Annotated in this window: 16 protein-coding genes; 3 read left to right on the top strand and 13 right to left on the bottom strand. The window is 33.8% G+C overall.

Features of this window, described 5'->3' with window-relative positions:
- Positions 1 to 32: 32 nt before the first annotated feature.
- From DPN68_RS03420 to DPN68_RS03410, 3 genes are read right to left on the bottom strand one after another with little or no spacing between them, the layout of a single operon-like run.
- Positions 33 to 1,385 carry a peptidylprolyl isomerase gene (locus DPN68_RS03420; RefSeq protein ID WP_113988346.1) on the bottom strand — a complete coding sequence of 451 codons (1,353 nt, stop codon included), beginning with the start codon at positions 1,383 to 1,385 and terminating at the stop codon, positions 33 to 35.
- Positions 1,369 to 2,214, bottom strand: a complete 846-nt coding sequence (locus DPN68_RS03415; RefSeq protein WP_113988191.1) for a hypothetical protein — start codon at positions 2,212 to 2,214, stop codon at positions 1,369 to 1,371. The genes DPN68_RS03420 and DPN68_RS03415 overlap by 17 nt, the downstream gene beginning before the upstream one ends.
- Positions 2,215 to 2,217: 3 nt before the next feature.
- Entirely contained in the window at positions 2,218 to 4,176 is a 1,959-nt protein-coding gene (locus DPN68_RS03410; protein WP_113988190.1) for a peptidylprolyl isomerase, read from the bottom strand.
- 174 nt (positions 4,177 to 4,350) lie between these two features.
- Between DPN68_RS03410 and DPN68_RS03405 the strand changes: the two genes are divergently transcribed.
- Complete coding sequence (locus DPN68_RS03405) at positions 4,351 to 5,946, top strand: peptide chain release factor 3 (RefSeq protein ID WP_113988189.1); 1,596 nt, start codon at positions 4,351 to 4,353, stop codon at positions 5,944 to 5,946.
- 46 nt (positions 5,947 to 5,992) lie between these two features.
- Positions 5,993 to 6,199 carry a hypothetical protein gene (locus tag DPN68_RS03400; RefSeq protein ID WP_113988188.1) on the top strand — a complete coding sequence of 69 codons (207 nt, stop codon included), beginning with the start codon at positions 5,993 to 5,995 and terminating at the stop codon, positions 6,197 to 6,199.
- Positions 6,200 to 6,251: 52 nt separating this feature from the next.
- On the opposite strand, the gene DPN68_RS03395 is transcribed toward DPN68_RS03400, so the two are convergent.
- From DPN68_RS03395 to DPN68_RS03365, 7 genes are all read right to left on the bottom strand, one after another.
- On the bottom strand, positions 6,252 to 7,136 hold the full coding sequence (locus DPN68_RS03395) for a bifunctional 5,10-methylenetetrahydrofolate dehydrogenase/5,10-methenyltetrahydrofolate cyclohydrolase (RefSeq protein ID WP_113988345.1): 885 nt from the start codon (positions 7,134 to 7,136) through the stop codon (positions 6,252 to 6,254).
- 134 nt (positions 7,137 to 7,270) lie between these two features.
- Positions 7,271 to 8,608, bottom strand: coding sequence for a signal recognition particle protein (gene ffh, locus DPN68_RS03390; protein ID WP_113988187.1), 1,338 nt, complete (start codon positions 8,606 to 8,608; stop codon positions 7,271 to 7,273).
- Between the two features lie 112 nt (positions 8,609 to 8,720).
- A complete protein-coding gene (locus DPN68_RS03385; protein WP_113988186.1) occupies positions 8,721 to 8,909 on the bottom strand; it encodes a YgaP family membrane protein in 189 nt (62 codons plus the stop codon).
- Positions 8,910 to 8,927: 18 nt separating this feature from the next.
- Complete coding sequence (locus DPN68_RS03380; RefSeq protein ID WP_113988185.1) at positions 8,928 to 9,233, bottom strand: hypothetical protein; 306 nt, start codon at positions 9,231 to 9,233, stop codon at positions 8,928 to 8,930.
- A 13-nt stretch (positions 9,234 to 9,246) separates the two neighbouring features.
- Positions 9,247 to 12,492 (bottom strand): efflux RND transporter permease subunit, encoded by a 3,246-nt coding sequence (locus DPN68_RS03375; RefSeq protein WP_113988184.1) that lies wholly within the window; start codon positions 12,490 to 12,492, stop codon positions 9,247 to 9,249.
- 73 nt (positions 12,493 to 12,565) lie between these two features.
- A complete protein-coding gene (locus DPN68_RS03370) occupies positions 12,566 to 13,636 on the bottom strand; it encodes an efflux RND transporter periplasmic adaptor subunit (RefSeq protein ID WP_113988183.1) in 1,071 nt (356 codons plus the stop codon).
- A 54-nt stretch (positions 13,637 to 13,690) separates the two neighbouring features.
- Entirely contained in the window at positions 13,691 to 15,001 is a 1,311-nt protein-coding gene (locus tag DPN68_RS03365; protein ID WP_239987000.1) for a TolC family protein, read from the bottom strand.
- A 154-nt stretch (positions 15,002 to 15,155) separates the two neighbouring features.
- Between DPN68_RS03365 and DPN68_RS13375 the strand changes: the two genes are divergently transcribed.
- On the top strand, positions 15,156 to 15,245 hold the full coding sequence (locus tag DPN68_RS13375; protein WP_394336418.1) for a zinc-finger domain-containing protein: 90 nt from the start codon (positions 15,156 to 15,158) through the stop codon (positions 15,243 to 15,245).
- 19 nt (positions 15,246 to 15,264) lie between these two features.
- Here DPN68_RS13375 and DPN68_RS03360 read toward each other — a convergent pair whose 3' ends face one another.
- From DPN68_RS03360 to DPN68_RS03350, 3 genes are all read right to left on the bottom strand, one after another.
- Entirely contained in the window at positions 15,265 to 15,498 is a 234-nt protein-coding gene (locus DPN68_RS03360) for a DUF4148 domain-containing protein (RefSeq protein ID WP_113988181.1), read from the bottom strand.
- A gap of 92 nt (positions 15,499 to 15,590) precedes the next feature.
- Complete coding sequence (locus DPN68_RS03355) at positions 15,591 to 17,195, bottom strand: hypothetical protein (RefSeq protein ID WP_239986998.1); 1,605 nt, start codon at positions 17,193 to 17,195, stop codon at positions 15,591 to 15,593.
- Entirely contained in the window at positions 17,192 to 17,530 is a 339-nt protein-coding gene (locus tag DPN68_RS03350) for a hypothetical protein (protein WP_113988179.1), read from the bottom strand. The genes DPN68_RS03355 and DPN68_RS03350 overlap by 4 nt, the downstream gene beginning before the upstream one ends.
- Between the last annotated feature and the right edge of the window lie 7 nt (positions 17,531 to 17,537).

Here is a 17,537-nt window from a genome sequence, read left to right as displayed (position 1 = left end):
CGAAAACTCAAAGGGTTAATTTAAAATTTAGTTTAGTTTTTCAACCAGTTATTGGTAAATTCACACGACTTGTACTCATCGTTAATTTTAATATACGTTTCTTTGATTTTTTCTTCAGACCATTTACCAATTTCTTTGATTTGCTTATCTCTTAAAGCTAATTCTTTGATTTTGATATAATCTTGAGAAAATTCGGCTTTATGTTCTTCTGTTTTCTTATTTACAGTAATAATTTTGTAAAACTTCTTTCCTCTATCATCTTCTAAAATTGGTCTTGATACATCGTTAACTTGCAAAGCTGAAACTTGACCATATAAAGAAGGATCCATTTTGGTTAATTCAAATCTTGGTTCCATAGTTCTTGGATTTAGCAAAACGCCACCATTATTTTTGGTCTCTTTTTCGTCTGAATCTGACTTAGCTGCATCGGCAAAAGAAATTTCACCACTAACAATTTTAGCTCTAATAGCATCAATTTTATCTTTTGCATCTTTCATTGCTTGAGGCGTCACTTTTGGAGCCATTAAAATATGACGTAATTCTACTTCTTGACCTCTAATTTTCTCGACTAAAATAATATGATAACCAAATTCAGTTTCAAAAGGTTCTGAAATTTCACCTTCACCTAAACTGAATGCTACATCTTTAAATTCTTTTACAAATGGTGTTTTTCTATTCATTTTATAGTAACCTCCATTAGAACTAGAACCTGGATCTTCAGAAAACAAAACGGCTTTTGAAAAGAAGCTAGAACCATTTAAAACTTCTTGACGAAGTTCTTTCAACTTGGTAATTACTTTTTGTTTTTCTTCTTCATTAATTACAGGTTTCACTATGATTTGAGCAATCTCAACTTCTGCTCCAAAAATTGGAATTTCATCTTGTGGGATTTCTCTAAAAAAGTTACGAACTTCTTCAGGTGTTATTTCAACTTTATCGATTATTTGTTTTTGCATTTGCGTAGTCAACTTGTTCAACTTTACAACATCAAAGAAATGAGAACGTAAATCTTCTTCACTTTTTTTCTTGTAGTATTTCACCACTTTTTCCATTGAACCCATTTGCTCTACTGCTACATTAATTTGCTCATTTAAAAAGGCATTAACTTCCATATCAGTAACCACTATACTATCTTGAATAGCGTGATGCGCGTATAGTTTATCTTCTAATTGTTTACCAAACATTTCACATCGTGTGATGTTTTTAGTATCAATCCCTTGTGCTTTTAAATTAATAAACTCTAAGTCAATGTCCGAATCCAAAATAACATAATCGCCCACTACCCCAATTACGCCATCCACTTTTTGTTTTTTGGGTTGGGCATAAGTTAAAAATGCAGCTAGAAATGCTAAAAGTAAAAAGGTATTCTTATTTGTAAATTTCATATTTGTTATTTTTGAATGCATCGTTTGTAATCTCGTTTTCTATTGTTTTTATTAATTCTACTTTTCTTTTATTGATGATAACTTGTTTAATTGTTGGTCTCAAAAACTGCAATGGCGTTGGATTATCCTTTGGTAAGACTTGCTTTACTTTTACTAACCAAACCGTTGTTGAATCTGGATATTGGTAACTCATTCCATTTGAAATGTAGTTCTCTTTGTTATCTGCATTTATAAATGGCAACTTTTGATAAACTTGGTTAACATCAACCCAAATGGAATCGTTAAAAGCATAACTTTTGAACTGAATGGCCATTTCCGCTAATTCTTTTTTATCTTTCGGTGTAAAGGAATTAAATTTTGCTCTAATTTTTTCAAATTTTGGATTTTCTTTAACTAAATTAATGTAACGCAACTTAACCAGTTCGTTTGGATTTTTGAAAAATTGCTTATTGGCTTCGTAGTATTGGTTAATTTCATCGTTAGAAACTACGGTATCAATTTTTCTAATAATTAACTCTTCCAAATAAGCATTAGTAAACAAATCTACTTTGTATTGCTTCATTAATTGATTCAGTTCATCAACCTTTTCCGAATTCAGATTCAATTCTGCTGCTTCAAACAATAATTTTTGTGTTGCCCAGCGATCAATAAAAGATTTAACAATAGCAACACTATCTTCTTTCGAAGTACCATTGGGCACAAGATTTAGCAAATCGGAACGAAATAAAAAGTCATCTCCAACACGCGCAACAGATTCTGGTTCTTGCGGTTTTTTAATATAATCGCAAGCAAAAAAAGTAAAAAATAATATGTATGCTAAATAACGCATCAATTATTGCAGTTGTTTTTTTGTTTTTTCAAACACAGTCGTATTAATTTTAATATTGAATTCCTTGCGTAATTCATCAACCCAATTGTTCTCTAAAAATTGTTGGTAATCACTTACCAATTTCCCTTTGGTTTCGTTTAAAAGTTTTGGTTGCGCTGGCTTAATTTCTTTCACATTAGTAACAAAGAAATAATTTCCTTTTGCTACAATTTTAGTCACACCCGTTTTAGTTATGGCAAATTCAGGAAGCACATCATAATCGTTTTCAAATAATCCTGATTTTACTATAACGTTGATTTTATCATTTACGTTTAATTTTTGCTTAATAAAATCAATTGATTTTCCTTTTTTAAGATACGATTGCGCTTTTTTAATCACTTTTTCATCAGTTGAAGAAAAAATATCTACATCCATTCTTTCTTTCCATTGGTAATTTTTAATGTTATCTAAACGAAATTTTTCCAACCCAATAGTATCGTTTTTGGCTTTATTCCAAATTTCTTTCTCCATTAAATCAAACAACAACAAACCGTCTCTATATTCATCCATAACAAATCTAAATTCTGGAAACTCATTTTCTAGATTGTCGTTGTGATACGTAATCACTTGCTCGTCTAACCATTTTTCAAACAATTCATTGGTTAAGTTTTGAATAGGTCTAGTTTTAGCATTTGATTTTTGTTGGCTACTTACGAATTCTAAAAAGTCTAATGCCGTTAACTTTTTATTATTTTCAATAGTTACCAATGCAGCTTGAAACTCATTACTGCTAGGAATAACCCAGTTTTGCTCATAAAATGCATTGGTTACCGCTTTTTTAGTTTTTACCAATAACTTAGCGTCGGTTTTAATTACGTATTTAGCTCTTAGCTTTTTAGCTAATGAATTGGTAATTAATAAAGAACGATCGTCTCGTTTGATTTTATTTTCAATATCAACTTTTAATTCTTCTAATGGTTGTAATGGAAATCTATCAATCAATTTCACAATATGCCAACCAAATTGCGATTGAAACGGTTGAGACAATTCCCCTTTTTCTTTTAAACCAAAGGCAACGTCTTCAAATTCTTGCGAAGTTAATTGTCCCGAACCAAAACGTTGCAAAGCACCACCTTTTGAAGCTGTAGATTTATCTTCAGAAAATTGTCCAGCTAGTGATTCAAAACTTTCCCCTTGTTGTAATTTTTTATAGATATCGTTAATCGTTTGCTTGGCTTTTTCTTGCAATTCAGCATCTGGTGTTGCAGGCTTCATAATCATAATATGAGCCACATAAACTTCGCCTCTATTCATTCTTTTGTCTGCAACTTTTAAAATATGATATCCAAAACGTGTTCTGAAAGGTTTTGAAACACTACCAACAGCCGTTTTATATGCTGCATTTTCAAAAGGATATACCATTCGGAAAGCAGAAAAATAACCCAAATCACCTTTATTTTCTTTGGCAGACGGATCTTCTGAAAACTTAGCTGCTAAAGCATCAAACGCTTCTCCTGATTCTATACGTTTGATAATATCAAGCATTTTGTTATATGCTTTTAATGTGTCTGCTGGCAAAGCACCTTCTTCAACCATAACCAAAATATGTGAAGCCTTTACTTCATATTTCATTCTTTCGTAAGCTTCTTCAATTAACGCATTGGTTACTTGAGAATCATTCAAATACGACTTTGCTAATTGATTACGATAGGATTTTAATTCATTTTGGTATTTGGTATCGTTTTGTAATCCTAATTTATTTGCTTTTTCAACTTTAAGCTTGTAACCTAAAAAAAGCTCTAGATATTTATCTAAATCTTTTTGAGAATCATCTTTTACTAAATCTAAATTCTTTTTGTACACACGAACAAATTCATCTGTGTAATAAGGATTGTCATTAATTGTAAATAAAACTTCTTTATTTTGGGCAAATACCAAAGAAGTAAAACTTAAAAAGAAAAGTGCCAATACATTATTTTTCATCGTTGTAAATAAATTTTAGGTTGCAACCAACAAAAATAGTAATTCATTGCTATAAATCAAGAGAATTGCATTGGAATAATTTAAAAAAACAACTTAAAAAAAGAAAAGAGACCTAAGAATGATTTTAATTCTTAATTAATTGCATTAATTTTGCGCCTCATTTAATACAAAATCATGAGTTTTAGTAAAGAAATTGCACGCAGACGAACCTTTGGTATTATTTCACACCCCGATGCTGGTAAAACCACCTTAACAGAAAAACTGTTGTTATTTGGTGGTGCTATCCAAGAAGCTGGAGCGGTAAAGAGCAATAAAATCAAAAAAGGAGCCACTTCCGATTTCATGGAAATTGAGCGCCAACGTGGAATTTCGGTAGCTACATCGGTTTTAGCTTTTATTTATAAAGATAAAAAAATCAACATCTTAGATACGCCAGGACACAAAGATTTTGCTGAAGATACGTTTAGAACCCTAACTGCTGTTGACAGTGTTATTGTGGTAATCGACGTGGCAAAAGGAGTTGAGGAACAAACGGAAAAATTAGTAGAAGTTTGTCGAATGAGAAGCATTCCAATGCTAGTTTTCATCAACAAGTTAGACCGTGAAGGAAAAGATGCTTTTGATTTATTAGATGAAGTAGAACAAAAATTAAAATTACGTGTTACGCCTTTAAGTTTCCCAATAGGAATGGGATATGATTTTAAAGGAATTTATAATATCTGGGAAAAGAACATCAATCTTTTTGAAGGAGATAGCAGAAAAAATATCGAAGAAACAATTGCTTTTGATGACATCAACAATCCTGAATTAGAATCTATTATTGGTGAAAAACCGGCTAATAGATTACGTGAAGAGTTGGAATTGATTGAAGAAGTATATCCACCATTCAACCAAGAAGAATACTTAAATGGGGAATTACAACCGGTGTTTTTTGGTTCGGCATTGAATAATTTTGGAGTAAGAGAATTATTGGATTGTTTTATCGAAATTGCTCCAACCCCAAGACCAAAAGAATCAGATACGCGTTTAGTAGCACCAAATGAAGAAAAATTTAGCGGATTTGTTTTTAAAATTCACGCCAATATGGATCCAAAACACCGAGACAGAATTGCTTTCGTAAAAGTGGTTTCGGGAACTTTTGAACGCAACAAACCGTACTTACACGTTCGACTTGGAAAAAACCTGAAATTTTCAAGTCCGAATGCTTTTTTTGCTGAAAAGAAAGAAATTGTAGATATTTCGTATCCAGGAGATATTGTTGGACTACACGATACTGGAAATTTTAAAATCGGAGATACATTAACCGAAGGGGAAAAAATGAATTACAAAGGAATTCCGAGTTTTTCTCCAGAGCATTTCCGTTATATTAATAATGCGGACCCATTGAAAGCAAAACAACTTGAAAAAGGAGTAGATCAATTAATGGACGAAGGAGTGGCGCAGTTGTTTACCTTAGAAATGAACGGAAGAAAAGTGATTGGAACCGTAGGAGCTTTACAATATGAAGTAATCCAATATCGTTTAGAGCATGAATATGGAGCGAAATGTACGTATGAAAACTTTCCAGCTTACAAAGCCTGTTGGGTAAAAGCCGACGATCCTAAAAACGAAGAGTTCTCAGAATTTAAAAGAGTAAAACAAAAATTCTTAGGTCATGACAAATACGGACAATTGGTTTTCTTAGCCGATAGCGAATTTTCTATACAAATGACGCAACAGAAATACCCAAGTGTAAAATTATTTTTCACTTCTGACTTCCGTACTAAGTAATTTTTTAATATTATTGCATAGAATTTCAATTTAACCCCAAATCAAGATGAAATCGAACCTATTAAAATTTTATGCTACACTAATGATGGCTTTTGTGAGCTTCATTAGCTATGCAGACCCTTTAGATCCACCTGCGGATGATGACCCACCACCAGCACCAATAAACACAAAATTGATCTGGTTAGCTGTGGTAGGAATTATTTTTGCTTTTTATTATTTTAATCAATTATCAAAATCTAAAACTAAAGCATAAAAAAAGCGTTGGAAATAAATCCAACGCTTTTTTTATATAAATGATTTAAAAACTAAACCATCATCCTTCTACGTTCTCTCGCTAAAAGTGTATTTTTCAATAACATGGCAATTGTCATTGGTCCAACTCCACCAGGAACCGGCGTAATGTAAGATGCTTTTTTAGATACGTTATCAAAATCAACATCGCCCACAATTTTATATCCTTTTTCAGTGGTTTCATCTACAACTCTTGTAATACCAACATCAATAATAACTACATCATCTTTTACCATTTCTGCCTTTAAGAAATTGGGAACGCCTAATGCCGATATGATAATATCTGCCTGCGAAGTAATTTGATTAATATTTTTAGAATGACTATGCGTTACTGTAACGGTTGAATTCCCAGGAAATCCTTTTCTTCCCATTAAAATACTCATAGGTCTTCCTACTATGTGACTTCTTCCAATAACAACTGTATGCTTTCCTTTGGTTTCCACGTTGTAACGCTCTAATAATTCCAAAATTCCAAAAGGCGTTGCAGGTATAAAAGTACTCATATCTAATGCCATTTTACCAAAATTCTCAGGATGGAAACCATCTACATCTTTGGTTGGACAAATAGCCATAATGATTTTTTGCGTATCAATTTGCTTTGGTAATGGCAACTGAACAATAAAACCATCTATATCATCATTCTCGTTCAGCTCTTTAATTTTCTTTAGTAACTCGGTTTCTGAAGTAGTACTTGGCATTTTAATCAATGTGGACTCAAATCCTACTCTTTCGCAAGATTTTACTTTGCTCCCAACATAGGTTAAACTAGCACCATCGTTACCCACGATAATAGCTGCTAAATGAGGAACTTTTTCACCGTTTGCTTTCATTTGAGCTACCTCAGCAGCGATTTCATTCTTAATGTCTTCCGACACTTTTTTTCCGTCTAATAATTGCATTTTTTTTGTTGTTGTGTTGTTTATGGTTTTTGGGGTTGGATTTATTAAAATAAAATAATTCATTTTAATAAATCCAACCGTTTTAAATTTTAAAAAATTTAAAAAAAAGACGCGATGAATCGCGTCTCTACATGTTATCGCATGCCTTTCATGCCTTGCATCATTTGCATCATTTTTTTACCACCTCCACCTTGCATCATCTTCATCATTTTGCTCATTTGGTCAAATTGTTTCATCAACTGGTTAACTTCTTCAATTTTTCTTCCTGAACCTTTGGCAATTCTATTTTTACGTTTCACGTCAATAACAGAAGGTTTGCTTCTTTCTTCTGGAGTCATGGAAAAGATTATAGCCTCAACATGTTTGAATGCATCATCTTCAATTTCAACATCTTTTAATGCTTTTCCAGCGCCTGGAATCATGCCAACCAAATCTTTCATGCTTCCCATTTTCTTGATTTGCTGAATTTGCGTCAAGAAATCATCAAAACCGAATTCGTTTTTGGCAATTTTCTTTTGTAATTTTCTTGCTTCTTCTTCGTCGTATTGCTCTTGTGCTCTTTCTACTAAGGAAACAACGTCTCCCATTCCCAAGATTCTGTCAGCCATACGATTTGGGTAGAACACATCGATAGCATCCATTTTCTCACCTGTACCAACAAACTTAATTGGCTTGTTCACTACAGATTTAATGGTAATTGCGGCTCCACCACGAGTATCACCGTCTAATTTGGTTAAGATAACTCCGTCAAAATTCAATCTATCATTGAACGCTTTTGCTGTATTAACAGCATCTTGACCTGTCATCGCATCCACAACAAACAATGTTTCATGTGGTTTAATTGCTTTGTGAACATTAGCGATTTCGGTCATCATTTCCTCATCTACTGCTAAACGACCAGCCGTATCAATGATTACCACGTTGAAACCATTCGCTTTGGCATGTTTGATAGCATTCTCAGCAATAACAACAGGATTTTTATTTTCTGGCTCTGAGTAAACCTCAACACCAATTTGCCCTCCAACTACATGCAACTGATTAATTGCCGCTGGACGATAAATATCACAAGCTACCAATAAAGGTTTTTTGTTTTTCTTCGTTTTAAGATAATTTGCTAATTTTCCAGAGAAGGTAGTTTTACCTGAACCTTGTAAACCCGACATCAATATCACAGAAGGATTTCCTGATAAGTTGATTCCAGCCGCTTCACCACCCATCAATTCAGTCAACTCGTCTTTTACGATTTTAACCATCAATTGACCTGGTTGTAACGTAGTCAATACGTTTTCACCAATAGCTTTTTCTTTTACTCGAGTAGTAAAATCTTTAGCAATTTTAAAGTTCACGTCGGCATCTAATAAGGCTCTACGAACTTCTTTCAGCGTATCAGCAACGTTAACATCTGTAATTTTACCGTGACCTTTTAATATATGAAATGCTTTGTCTAGTTTTTCGCTTAAATTATCAAACATGATCTTGATTTTGTTTAATGAAGTGCAAAGATAAGATAAAGTTGGAAAGTCGCAAAGTGGTATTTTGAGATAATTAGAAATAAAAAAGCCAGGCTTTCACCTGACTCTTGATTTAATCCTTAATCTTAAATACTTTTCTCAAAATATCCTCCATCAAACACCATTTGGTAAAGGACGATTGGAGTAAATTGGCTCCCACAAAAATGGTAAACCAAAACCAATTTTCATTCACATACATTCCTAATAGCACACTCAAGATGATAAAAGTTCCTGCAATGGCTCTAATTATTCTGTTAATCATATTTCTAGTTTTTAAAGGTTATAAACTTCTTTCAATTGGCACCACCACAGCACGAATGGGATTATTGGTTTCTAAATTTTGATTGAACTCATAGCCCAATTCAAAAAAAGTGTCAATAGTAGCTTCATCAGTAAACGTGAAAAACAACACGGATTCATTTCCTGAATTGGCTGTTGGAAACCAACTTTGCATCGCAATTAAACCATGATTTTGTTTGAATCCGTCAATTTCTGATGTGCTAAAGGCTTCAATATTGGCTTTTTTAAAGAGTTTCAAAATAGCTTCTTGGTATTCTGAAACAGCGGTTACTATTAATAATTTCATCTCTTTTTAATTTTTAGTTGGTTGTTTCTTCTTGATTTTCATCTTCCGATTTTTCTTCCGCTTCTGGATAATTTTTCTTTTCAATCATATAATATACCAATGGCACTACCAATAAAGTCAGTACAGTAGAAACAATGGTTCCACCCATCAACGAAATGGCTAATCCTTGGAAAATTGGATCAAAAAGAATAACAAACGCACCAATAACTACTGTTCCGGCAGTTAATAAAATGGGAGTTGTTCGAACGGCGCCAGCTTCAATAACCGCTTGTTTTAATGGAATACCATCTGCCAAACGAATGTTCACAAAATCAATCAACAACACTGAATTTCGTACCATAATTCCTGCCAATGCAATCATTCCAATGAAAGACGTTGCGGTAAAAAACGCACCCATCATCCAGTGACCCAACACAATTCCTACCAATGAAAGTGGAATCGCAACCATCATCACGATTGGCGCTTTGAAATTTTGGAACCAACCTACAATCAAGATGTAAATGATGAAGATTACAGCTAAGAAGGCAATTCCTAAATCACGGAAGACTTCCAATGTAATTTGCCATTCGCCATCCCACTTTACGGTGTAGTCATCTTCGTATTCAGGTTGGTTGATGTATAATTCGTTGATTTCATATCCTTTTGGTAGTGGAATTTGTTTTAATTTTTCTTCCATTCCCAAAATCGCATAAACCGGACTTTCCAAAGTTCCCGCCATATCCGCCATTACATAAACTACTCGTTTTTGGTTTTTACGATAAATGCTTTTTTCACGAACATTTTCTTTTATGGTAACCAAATCGCCAATAGGAATCATTTGTCCTTGCGCAGAAGCAATGTGAATTTGGGATAAATCCGCAGTTGTTGATTTTTCTGCTTCGTCTAAGGTTAGCACAATTCCAACGGCTTTTGTCGCGCTTTCATCATAGATTTTAGCAATCGCTCTTTCGCCTAAAGCTAAGTTCAATGAATGTGCTATTTGTTGGGGCGCAATACCATACAACATCGCTTTTTCTTTGTCCACATCAAATTTGAATTGCACTTGATTATCTTCTACCATCCAATCTACATCGACAACATCAGTCGTGTTTTTCAAAATATTTTGCACTTCATTGGCCACTTCAATTTGTTTGGCATAATCAGGTCCGTAGATTTCGGCTACAATAGTAGATAAAACTGGTGGTCCTGGTGGCACTTCAACAATTTTGATATTGGCTCCATATTTCGCACCAATTTTTTGAATATCAGGTCGTAATAATTTAGCAATGTCGTGACTTTGAGCACTTCGTTCCGATTTATCTTTGATATTCACTTGAATGTCGGCCATATTGCTTCCGCCACGCAAATCGTAATGACGAACCAAACCATTGAACGTGATTGGCGCTGAGGAACCTACGTAACTTTGGTAACTTACCACTTCTGAACGTTGGGCTAAATATTGAGCTACTTCTTGTGTAACCACTGCTGTTCGTTCTAAAGTCGTACCTTCTGGCATGTCGATTACCACTTGGAATTCGTTTTTATTATCAAAAGGCAACATTTTTACGATAACCGATTTGGTAAAAAACAACACCATTGAACCCAACAACAAGAATGCTGTAAATCCTAAAAACAACCATCTTTTCTTGCCATTTTCAATCAACGGACGCTCAAATTTGTTGTAAATTTTGTAAATTCTAGTATCTTCAATTCCTTCGCCTTCTTCTTTTACTTCTTCTCCTTTTTTGTCTTTTTCACGTAAGAAAATGTAGCCCAAATACGGTGTAATCGTCAACGCCACAAACAAAGATAAAATCATAGCAATCGAAGCACCAATTGGCATTGGACTCATATATGGCCCCATCAATCCGCTTACGAATGCCATAGGTAAAACCGAAGCAATTACGGTAAATGTGGCTAAAATTGTTGGGTTTCCAACTTCATTAATTGCATATAAAGCCGCTTGTTTGAATGGCAGTCGCTTCATTTTGAAATGACGGTGCATATTTTCGGCAATAATGATACTATCATCTACTACAATTCCGGTTACGAATACTAGGGCAAAAAGGGTAATTCGGTTTAAAGTATAATCTAATAAATAATAACTCAAAAGTGTTAAAGCGAATGTAATTGGAACGGATAAAAATACTACCAAACCACCTCGCCAACCCATGGCCAACATCACCACAATGGTTACTGCTACAATAGCGCCAATTAAGTGCATCAATAATTCAGATACTTTATGAGAAGCAGTTTCTCCGTAATTTCGGGTTACTTCTACATGAACATCAGCTGGAATTAGCGTTTGTTTTAAATGTTCCACTTTTTTCAGAATTACTTCCGAAATTTTCATGGCATCAGCACCTTTTCGTTTGGAAAAAGCTAAAGTTACCGCTGGATATTCTGATTGATACGTTGATGCTTTTTCATTGGCTTGACCGTAACCGAATGACACATAATTTTTAGCCAATTCGGGTCCGTCAATAATACTTGCTACTTGTTTTAAATAAATAGGATTGTTTTGTTTTACGCCAACAATTAAATTCTCCACATCATCAACCGATTGCAAGAAACTTCCTGTTTCAACGGTAAATTCTGTATCTTGATTGTTGAATGTTCCGGCACCTAATTGTTGGTTACTAGCGTTAATTTTTTCAGCAATTCCTAAGAAATCTACACCAGCAGCTGCCATTTTATCTTTATCCAAAACTACTCGCAATTCGCGACTTCTTCCGCCAATTTTAGTAGTCATGGAAACATCGTTGATTTTTTCAATTTCGTCTGACAATTGATTTACCATTGCACGTAATTGGTAGTCATCATAATTTTCACTCCAAAGCGTTAATCCTAACATCGGCACATCATCGATAGCTCTAGTTTTGATTAATGGCATGGTTACGCCCGCTGGCATTTGATCCATGTGTTTGAAGATTTCATTGTACATTTTCACATACGAACGCTCGATGTCTTCACCAACATAAAATTGAACAATCACCATTCCCATTTCATTGGAAGAAGTTGAATACACATACTCCACACCTTTGATATTGGAAATTAATTTTTCTAGTGGTTTGATTACACGAGATTCCACTTCCTCCGGACTTGCACCTGGATAACCAATAAAAATATCGGCCATGGGAACATCAATTTGTGGTTCTTCTTCCCTTGGAATTAAAAAGGAACTGTAAACCCCTACGACCATGAAAACAATCATGAGCAATATGGTTAATTTAGAACCGATGAAGTTTTTGGCTATTTTGCCTGCTAAACCTTCTTTCATATTTTTTTTAGTTTAAAGTTTAAGTGTTTAGAATTTCTTCTACTGAACACTTCAAACTGATTACTGAACACTATTACTTCACACTTACTTTTGCACCGTTGAACAATTTTCCATCTGCGGAAAGAATGTATTTTTCATTGGCATTTAATCCCGATAAAACTTCGGTTTGATTTCCAAAAGTTCTTCCTAAACGAATCCAACGCAGAACAGCTGTATTTTGTTGGCTTACGGTGTAAATTCCTTTTAAATCGCCATTAGTGAAGATAATTTCTGTTGGAATTAAAATTTTATCTGTTGTTACTTTTGCTGTTTTTTCAATTGGAAATTTCACGGTTGTGTACATTCCTGGAAGAATTTTAGCATCGGTTTTATCCAAATTGATTTTCACTAAATATTGTCCGCCTGTGTTTTTTGATGACAAACTCACTTCAGCTACTTTTCCTTTGATTTCGGTATTTTTGGATTTCAAAAGCACTGTTACTGCCATTCCATTTTGGATTTGAGCAATATCATTTTCAGAAACTCTTGCCGTTACCTGATAACCCGAAGCACCTTCAACGCTAATTAATGGCATTCCTGGATTTGCCATATCACCTTCTTTTACAAAAGTATTGGTCACTACACCAGAAAATGGCGCGGTTAAGTTGACATAAGCAAACTGAGCTACCACTTCATTACGCATTTGTTTGGCAGCATCTAAATTAGCTTTAGCCATTTCGTAGCGCACAGTCATATCGTCTAATTCTTTTTGAGAAGCGGATTGTTGTGCAAATAAATTCACAAAACGATCGTAATCTTTTTTAGCATTGTTAAAAGCAGCTTGGGCTTGCATGATACTAGCATCAACTTGTGCTTTTTTAGCTTGTAAATCCGTATTGTTTACACTAACTAACAATTGTCCTTGCATTACTTTTTGTCCCACTTTTACGTGAATTTTCGTAACGTGACCCATCATTCTTGTGCTTAAATTGGCACTGTTTTCAGCTTCGATAGTTCCGCTTGCGGTTACGAACGGCTCGTTGTTGTTTTCTGTTACAGCACTAACGGTTACAGCAATTGGATTAGATTTTTTTACTTCTTCTGGTTTGTCGCCTCCACATGAAGCGACTAAAAGAGCGATTATTGGGATAACTATTTTTTTCATTTTATGTTCTTTTTTGTGATGGATTCTAAAATCTTTTGTCTTGATATTTTTGTTTTACTTGGTTAAAAACTCTAAATATTTCTTAGTGAAATTGTACTCAAAAACCGCTTGCAGGTATTCTAATTCTTTTTGTTGTTGCAAGGTTTCAGATTGTAATAAATCGGTTGTTTTTTCTAGACCTTCTTGGAATCTATTGGCTCTTATTCGGTAAGCTTCTTGCGCTTGTTCTAGAGCTAATTTTGTTAAACTCACTTTGTTTTCAGCATCGGTTAATTGGCGATTGGTTTTATTTAATTCCAATTGGCTTTGTGCTTTGTATTGTTTGGCTTCTACTTCGGCTTTTTGGAATTCGGCTTTCGCTTTTTGGAATTTTCCAATGGATTTATAACCGTCGAAAATATCCCAAGATAATTGGGCGCCAATTGTATACCCTTTGGCTCCGGTTTGAAACAATTGGGTGTCATACATTTCATAACTTCCGAATGCATTTAGTCTTGGTAAGAAATTCATTTGGCTCATTTTTGCCATTTTCTCATAAGCTTCCACCGATTTATCCATAGCCAAAACATCTTTTCTATTGGCAGATAATTGAGTTTCGAAAGTGGAAATTTCAATCGTATTTTCTATTACTTCCAATGGTTTATAGACTTTATTTTCATTGGATTCATCCAGTAAAAAAGCCAAATAATCGGAAGCGTTTTGTACATTACTTTTGGCATATTGCAATTGATTTTTCACTTCATTCACTCGAACTTGCACACTTAGTAAATCCGTTTTTTGTAGTAAACCTTGTTTGTTGTAATTCTCGATTAGTTTCAAATTAGCTTGAGCGGTTGTGTTTGCTTTTTCTAAAACTTCTACTGCTTTATAGGCCAATTGTAATTGCATGAAAGCTTTGCTGACTTCCAATCCCAAATATTCTTTGGTACGTTCTAGTTGTAAATCAAAAGCTTCCATTTTAGATTTAGCCGCTTTTCTTCCGTACAATCCATCGATATTAATTAGGGGTTGTAAGACTTCAATTCGAGTAGCGTAATTTTCCGTTTTATCTGGATCATTTAATAGGGCTGGATTGAAGTCGGCTGGCGTTAAAATTTCTTGATTCAGTTTAGAACCAAAAGCCATTAACGGGTTAGTGGTCATCATAGCCGTATGCGATGCCGAGATTTTTGGAAGAAACAACGAATTGGACTCGTTAAAATCGGCTTTGGCACCCGCTAAGGTTTTTTCTGCAATTTTAATTTGTAAATTCTTATCGGTTACTTTTTCTAAAAGTTCGTTTTTAGAAATGGTAATCGTGTCTTGAGCAAAAGCGCCTAAAGACAAACTGATAAGGATTAGCGAAAATTGAATTTTAGTGTTCATACCATTCATTTATTTGAAGCAAATTTAGTTCAAGATAAATGCGTGGTTGGTAACAAGAGTTACATAGGAGCGTAACATTTGTAACAAAAACAAAAGCGCTACAAGAGCGCTTTTGTACTAACCAATAAAACTAAAAACAATTCTTTCTCATCGAATGTTATGTACAAATGTATCGCGTATTTCGAAACTTTACTGCAACATTTGTTACACAAAAAAAGCGTTCCGAAAATCGGAACGCTTTTGATTGAAATATATTCAGAATATTATTCTGCTTTTTTCTCTGTTGTTTTTTTAGAAGAGCAACAAGCTGCTTTCTTCTCATCAGAACCACAAGATTTTTTCTCTTCAGTTGAGCAAGATTTTTTCTCTTCTTTAACCTCAGCACGTTCTGTTTTTACAGTTTCTTTTTTAGCTGGTTGTTTTTTAGGCTCTTGTGCATTTACATTCATAGCCAACATAAAAGCAGCTACAGCTAAGATTGATGTGATTTTTTTCATTGTATGTAATTTTAAATTGTTGTTTTATTTTTTACTACTGGAACAAATATAAATAATTTTATGAAACAGCTTCTTAATTTTTTATTAAAAAATTATTTTCTAATTACTTTTTGCGAAATGTAATATTTATGATCAAAAATAAATGTAATAATAACCATTTGTCCTTTTGCTTTGTTTAGTTCAAATGCCATTGTATTTTTACCAATAATTCCATCTTCAATTTCTCCTTCCTCAATTATTTTACCGTCTAATGTAGAAACCATATAGTTTATGGTAGTTTGATACGGCATAGTAAATTGAATTTGTATAGTATCCCCACTAGTTGGATTTGGATTTACTTGCATAGCAAATGGATTTCTCCCGTCAATTGTTGGAGAACTTAAAAGTGGATTTTTAACCAACTTAATTTCATAAATCGAAGGATCCGCACTAGTTAAGTTGGTTTGATTATCGGTAAAAGCAGATGGAGACGAACTCAAAATACCCCCATATAAATGACCAATTACAAATTCATCTTCGGTAATTTCGGAAAGCTTAATTACTTCATGATAATAATGTGGTAAATTTTGATTAGGAATAAATTCGGCACCAGAACCTTTTAAGTTTGGCATTTCTATTGGTAACTGGTACTCTAATAAACTTCCATCAGAAAATCTTGTAACTCGACTAATTGTTTTTACAAATGGAACTGTATTGTCTTGAATTAAATTTCCGTCTTGGTAATAATACTGACTCATTCCGCCAAAAAACAAGCTGTGCATACGATTTTCCGTTTGGTCATATAATCCAACTTTTCCACTGTGATAGTTACTCAAATACTGATTGAAATGCGTTTGTGGAAAATGTCCTGAAGTTTTAATATCAACAGGATATAAAAAAGGCAAATCAGCATTAATTTGAAAAACACCGGAAGAAATCGTGTAACCCAATTCGCCATCAGGAAAAACCTGAGGAACTAAATTATAATCGCGTCGATGCAAGTGAACCGCATCGGTTATCGTTTCATAATTAGCAAAACTCAATTGTGAACCCGAATTATCAATAGTAAACTTTCTAATTTGACTAGAATAGGTTTGCGTAAACGTTGGATTATTCATTGGATTGTATCTTCCATCAAAACGATGTCCGCCTACCAAATAAAAAGTAGTACCAATTTTACCCATTTGACCGCCTGTAATAGCAAAAACAGGATCTGAAATCTGTTTAAAATAGGGTGTAATTGAAGTTCCGTTTACTATTGCAGTGATTACATTAGGCACATCAATTGAAGTTAGCTTATCGAATGTAATATGATCATTAGCAGTTGCAGAAAAAGCATAACCACCAATAATATACATACTAGTACCATCTTGGTAAAAATTCATATTCGTAGCTTGTAATTGCTCACGAATTCCTATTGGTAAAACATTCAAAGAAGCTGACCAAAATTGTAACGTAGCTATATCTACTACATAAATATCCGTATTGTTCTGAGATTCTGGAAAAGCATTGAAAGGTTGGCGTGCGTGCAAACCATCTTTTCTTCCACCAATAATTAACCATTTACCATTATGTTGCGCAAACGCATAAGAATGCAAACCAGGTAAACCAGGAACAACTTTTGGTGAAAGAACAACATCGTATTCAAATGTGCTTTGTGAAAACATAAATGAACTTACGAAAATTGCTGCCAAAAAAAACACTATTTTCTTCATCATAGTTCGTATTTAATTTCTTGAAAATATTCTTGTAATTCTGGCTTAGAGTGCTCTTCTTGAAATTCAACAGAAGACTTCATTTTTTGATTTTCTTTTGAATCTTCAAATTTTGGTAATTTTAATGAAGGAAGTATTTCATATTCTTTCGAAACATTTCCACTGCAATCATGGCATTGAAAACAATTTTGTTCCGAATACTTTTTTGAATTTTGCGTATTAGCTATTGGTTTTGATATTGAAATATAATTGCCTTTGTTAGCAAATGTTATTCCATAAAAAAAGAGAGAGAAGAATCCAACTAATAAGGATATCTTCATGAATTGTGATTTTTTCATAAATAGT

The organism is Flavobacterium tibetense (assembly GCF_003293845.1).
Lineage (GTDB): Bacteria > Bacteroidota > Bacteroidia > Flavobacteriales > Flavobacteriaceae > Flavobacterium > Flavobacterium tibetense.
This window is presented reverse-complemented; position numbering and strand designations above follow the sequence as displayed.

Bases quoted from the DNA above. Each gene is read 5' to 3' on its own strand.
- DPN68_RS03420 (WP_113988346.1), bottom strand. From the start codon at position 1,385: ATGAAATTTACAAATAAGAATACCTTTTTACTTTTAGCATTTCTAGCT.
- DPN68_RS03415 (WP_113988191.1), bottom strand. From the start codon at position 2,214: ATGCGTTATTTAGCATACATATTATTTTTTACTTTTTTTGCTTGCGAT.
- DPN68_RS03410 (WP_113988190.1), bottom strand. From the start codon at position 4,176: ATGAAAAATAATGTATTGGCACTTTTCTTTTTAAGTTTTACTTCTTTG.
- DPN68_RS03405 (WP_113988189.1), top strand. From the start codon at position 4,351: ATGAGTTTTAGTAAAGAAATTGCACGCAGACGAACCTTTGGTATTATT.
- DPN68_RS03400 (WP_113988188.1), top strand. From the start codon at position 5,993: ATGAAATCGAACCTATTAAAATTTTATGCTACACTAATGATGGCTTTT.
- DPN68_RS03395 (WP_113988345.1), bottom strand. From the start codon at position 7,136: ATGCAATTATTAGACGGAAAAAAAGTGTCGGAAGACATTAAGAATGAA.
- ffh (WP_113988187.1), bottom strand. From the start codon at position 8,608: ATGTTTGATAATTTAAGCGAAAAACTAGACAAAGCATTTCATATATTA.
- DPN68_RS03385 (WP_113988186.1), bottom strand. From the start codon at position 8,909: ATGATTAACAGAATAATTAGAGCCATTGCAGGAACTTTTATCATCTTG.
- DPN68_RS03380 (WP_113988185.1), bottom strand. From the start codon at position 9,233: ATGAAATTATTAATAGTAACCGCTGTTTCAGAATACCAAGAAGCTATT.
- DPN68_RS03375 (WP_113988184.1), bottom strand. From the start codon at position 12,492: ATGAAAGAAGGTTTAGCAGGCAAAATAGCCAAAAACTTCATCGGTTCT.
- DPN68_RS03370 (WP_113988183.1), bottom strand. From the start codon at position 13,636: ATGAAAAAAATAGTTATCCCAATAATCGCTCTTTTAGTCGCTTCATGT.
- DPN68_RS03365 (WP_239987000.1), bottom strand. From the start codon at position 15,001: ATGAACACTAAAATTCAATTTTCGCTAATCCTTATCAGTTTGTCTTTA.
- DPN68_RS13375 (WP_394336418.1), top strand. From the start codon at position 15,156: ATGTTATGTACAAATGTATCGCGTATTTCGAAACTTTACTGCAACATT.
- DPN68_RS03360 (WP_113988181.1), bottom strand. From the start codon at position 15,498: ATGAAAAAAATCACATCAATCTTAGCTGTAGCTGCTTTTATGTTGGCT.
- DPN68_RS03355 (WP_239986998.1), bottom strand. From the start codon at position 17,195: ATGATGAAGAAAATAGTGTTTTTTTTGGCAGCAATTTTCGTAAGTTCA.
- DPN68_RS03350 (WP_113988179.1), bottom strand. From the start codon at position 17,530: ATGAAAAAATCACAATTCATGAAGATATCCTTATTAGTTGGATTCTTC.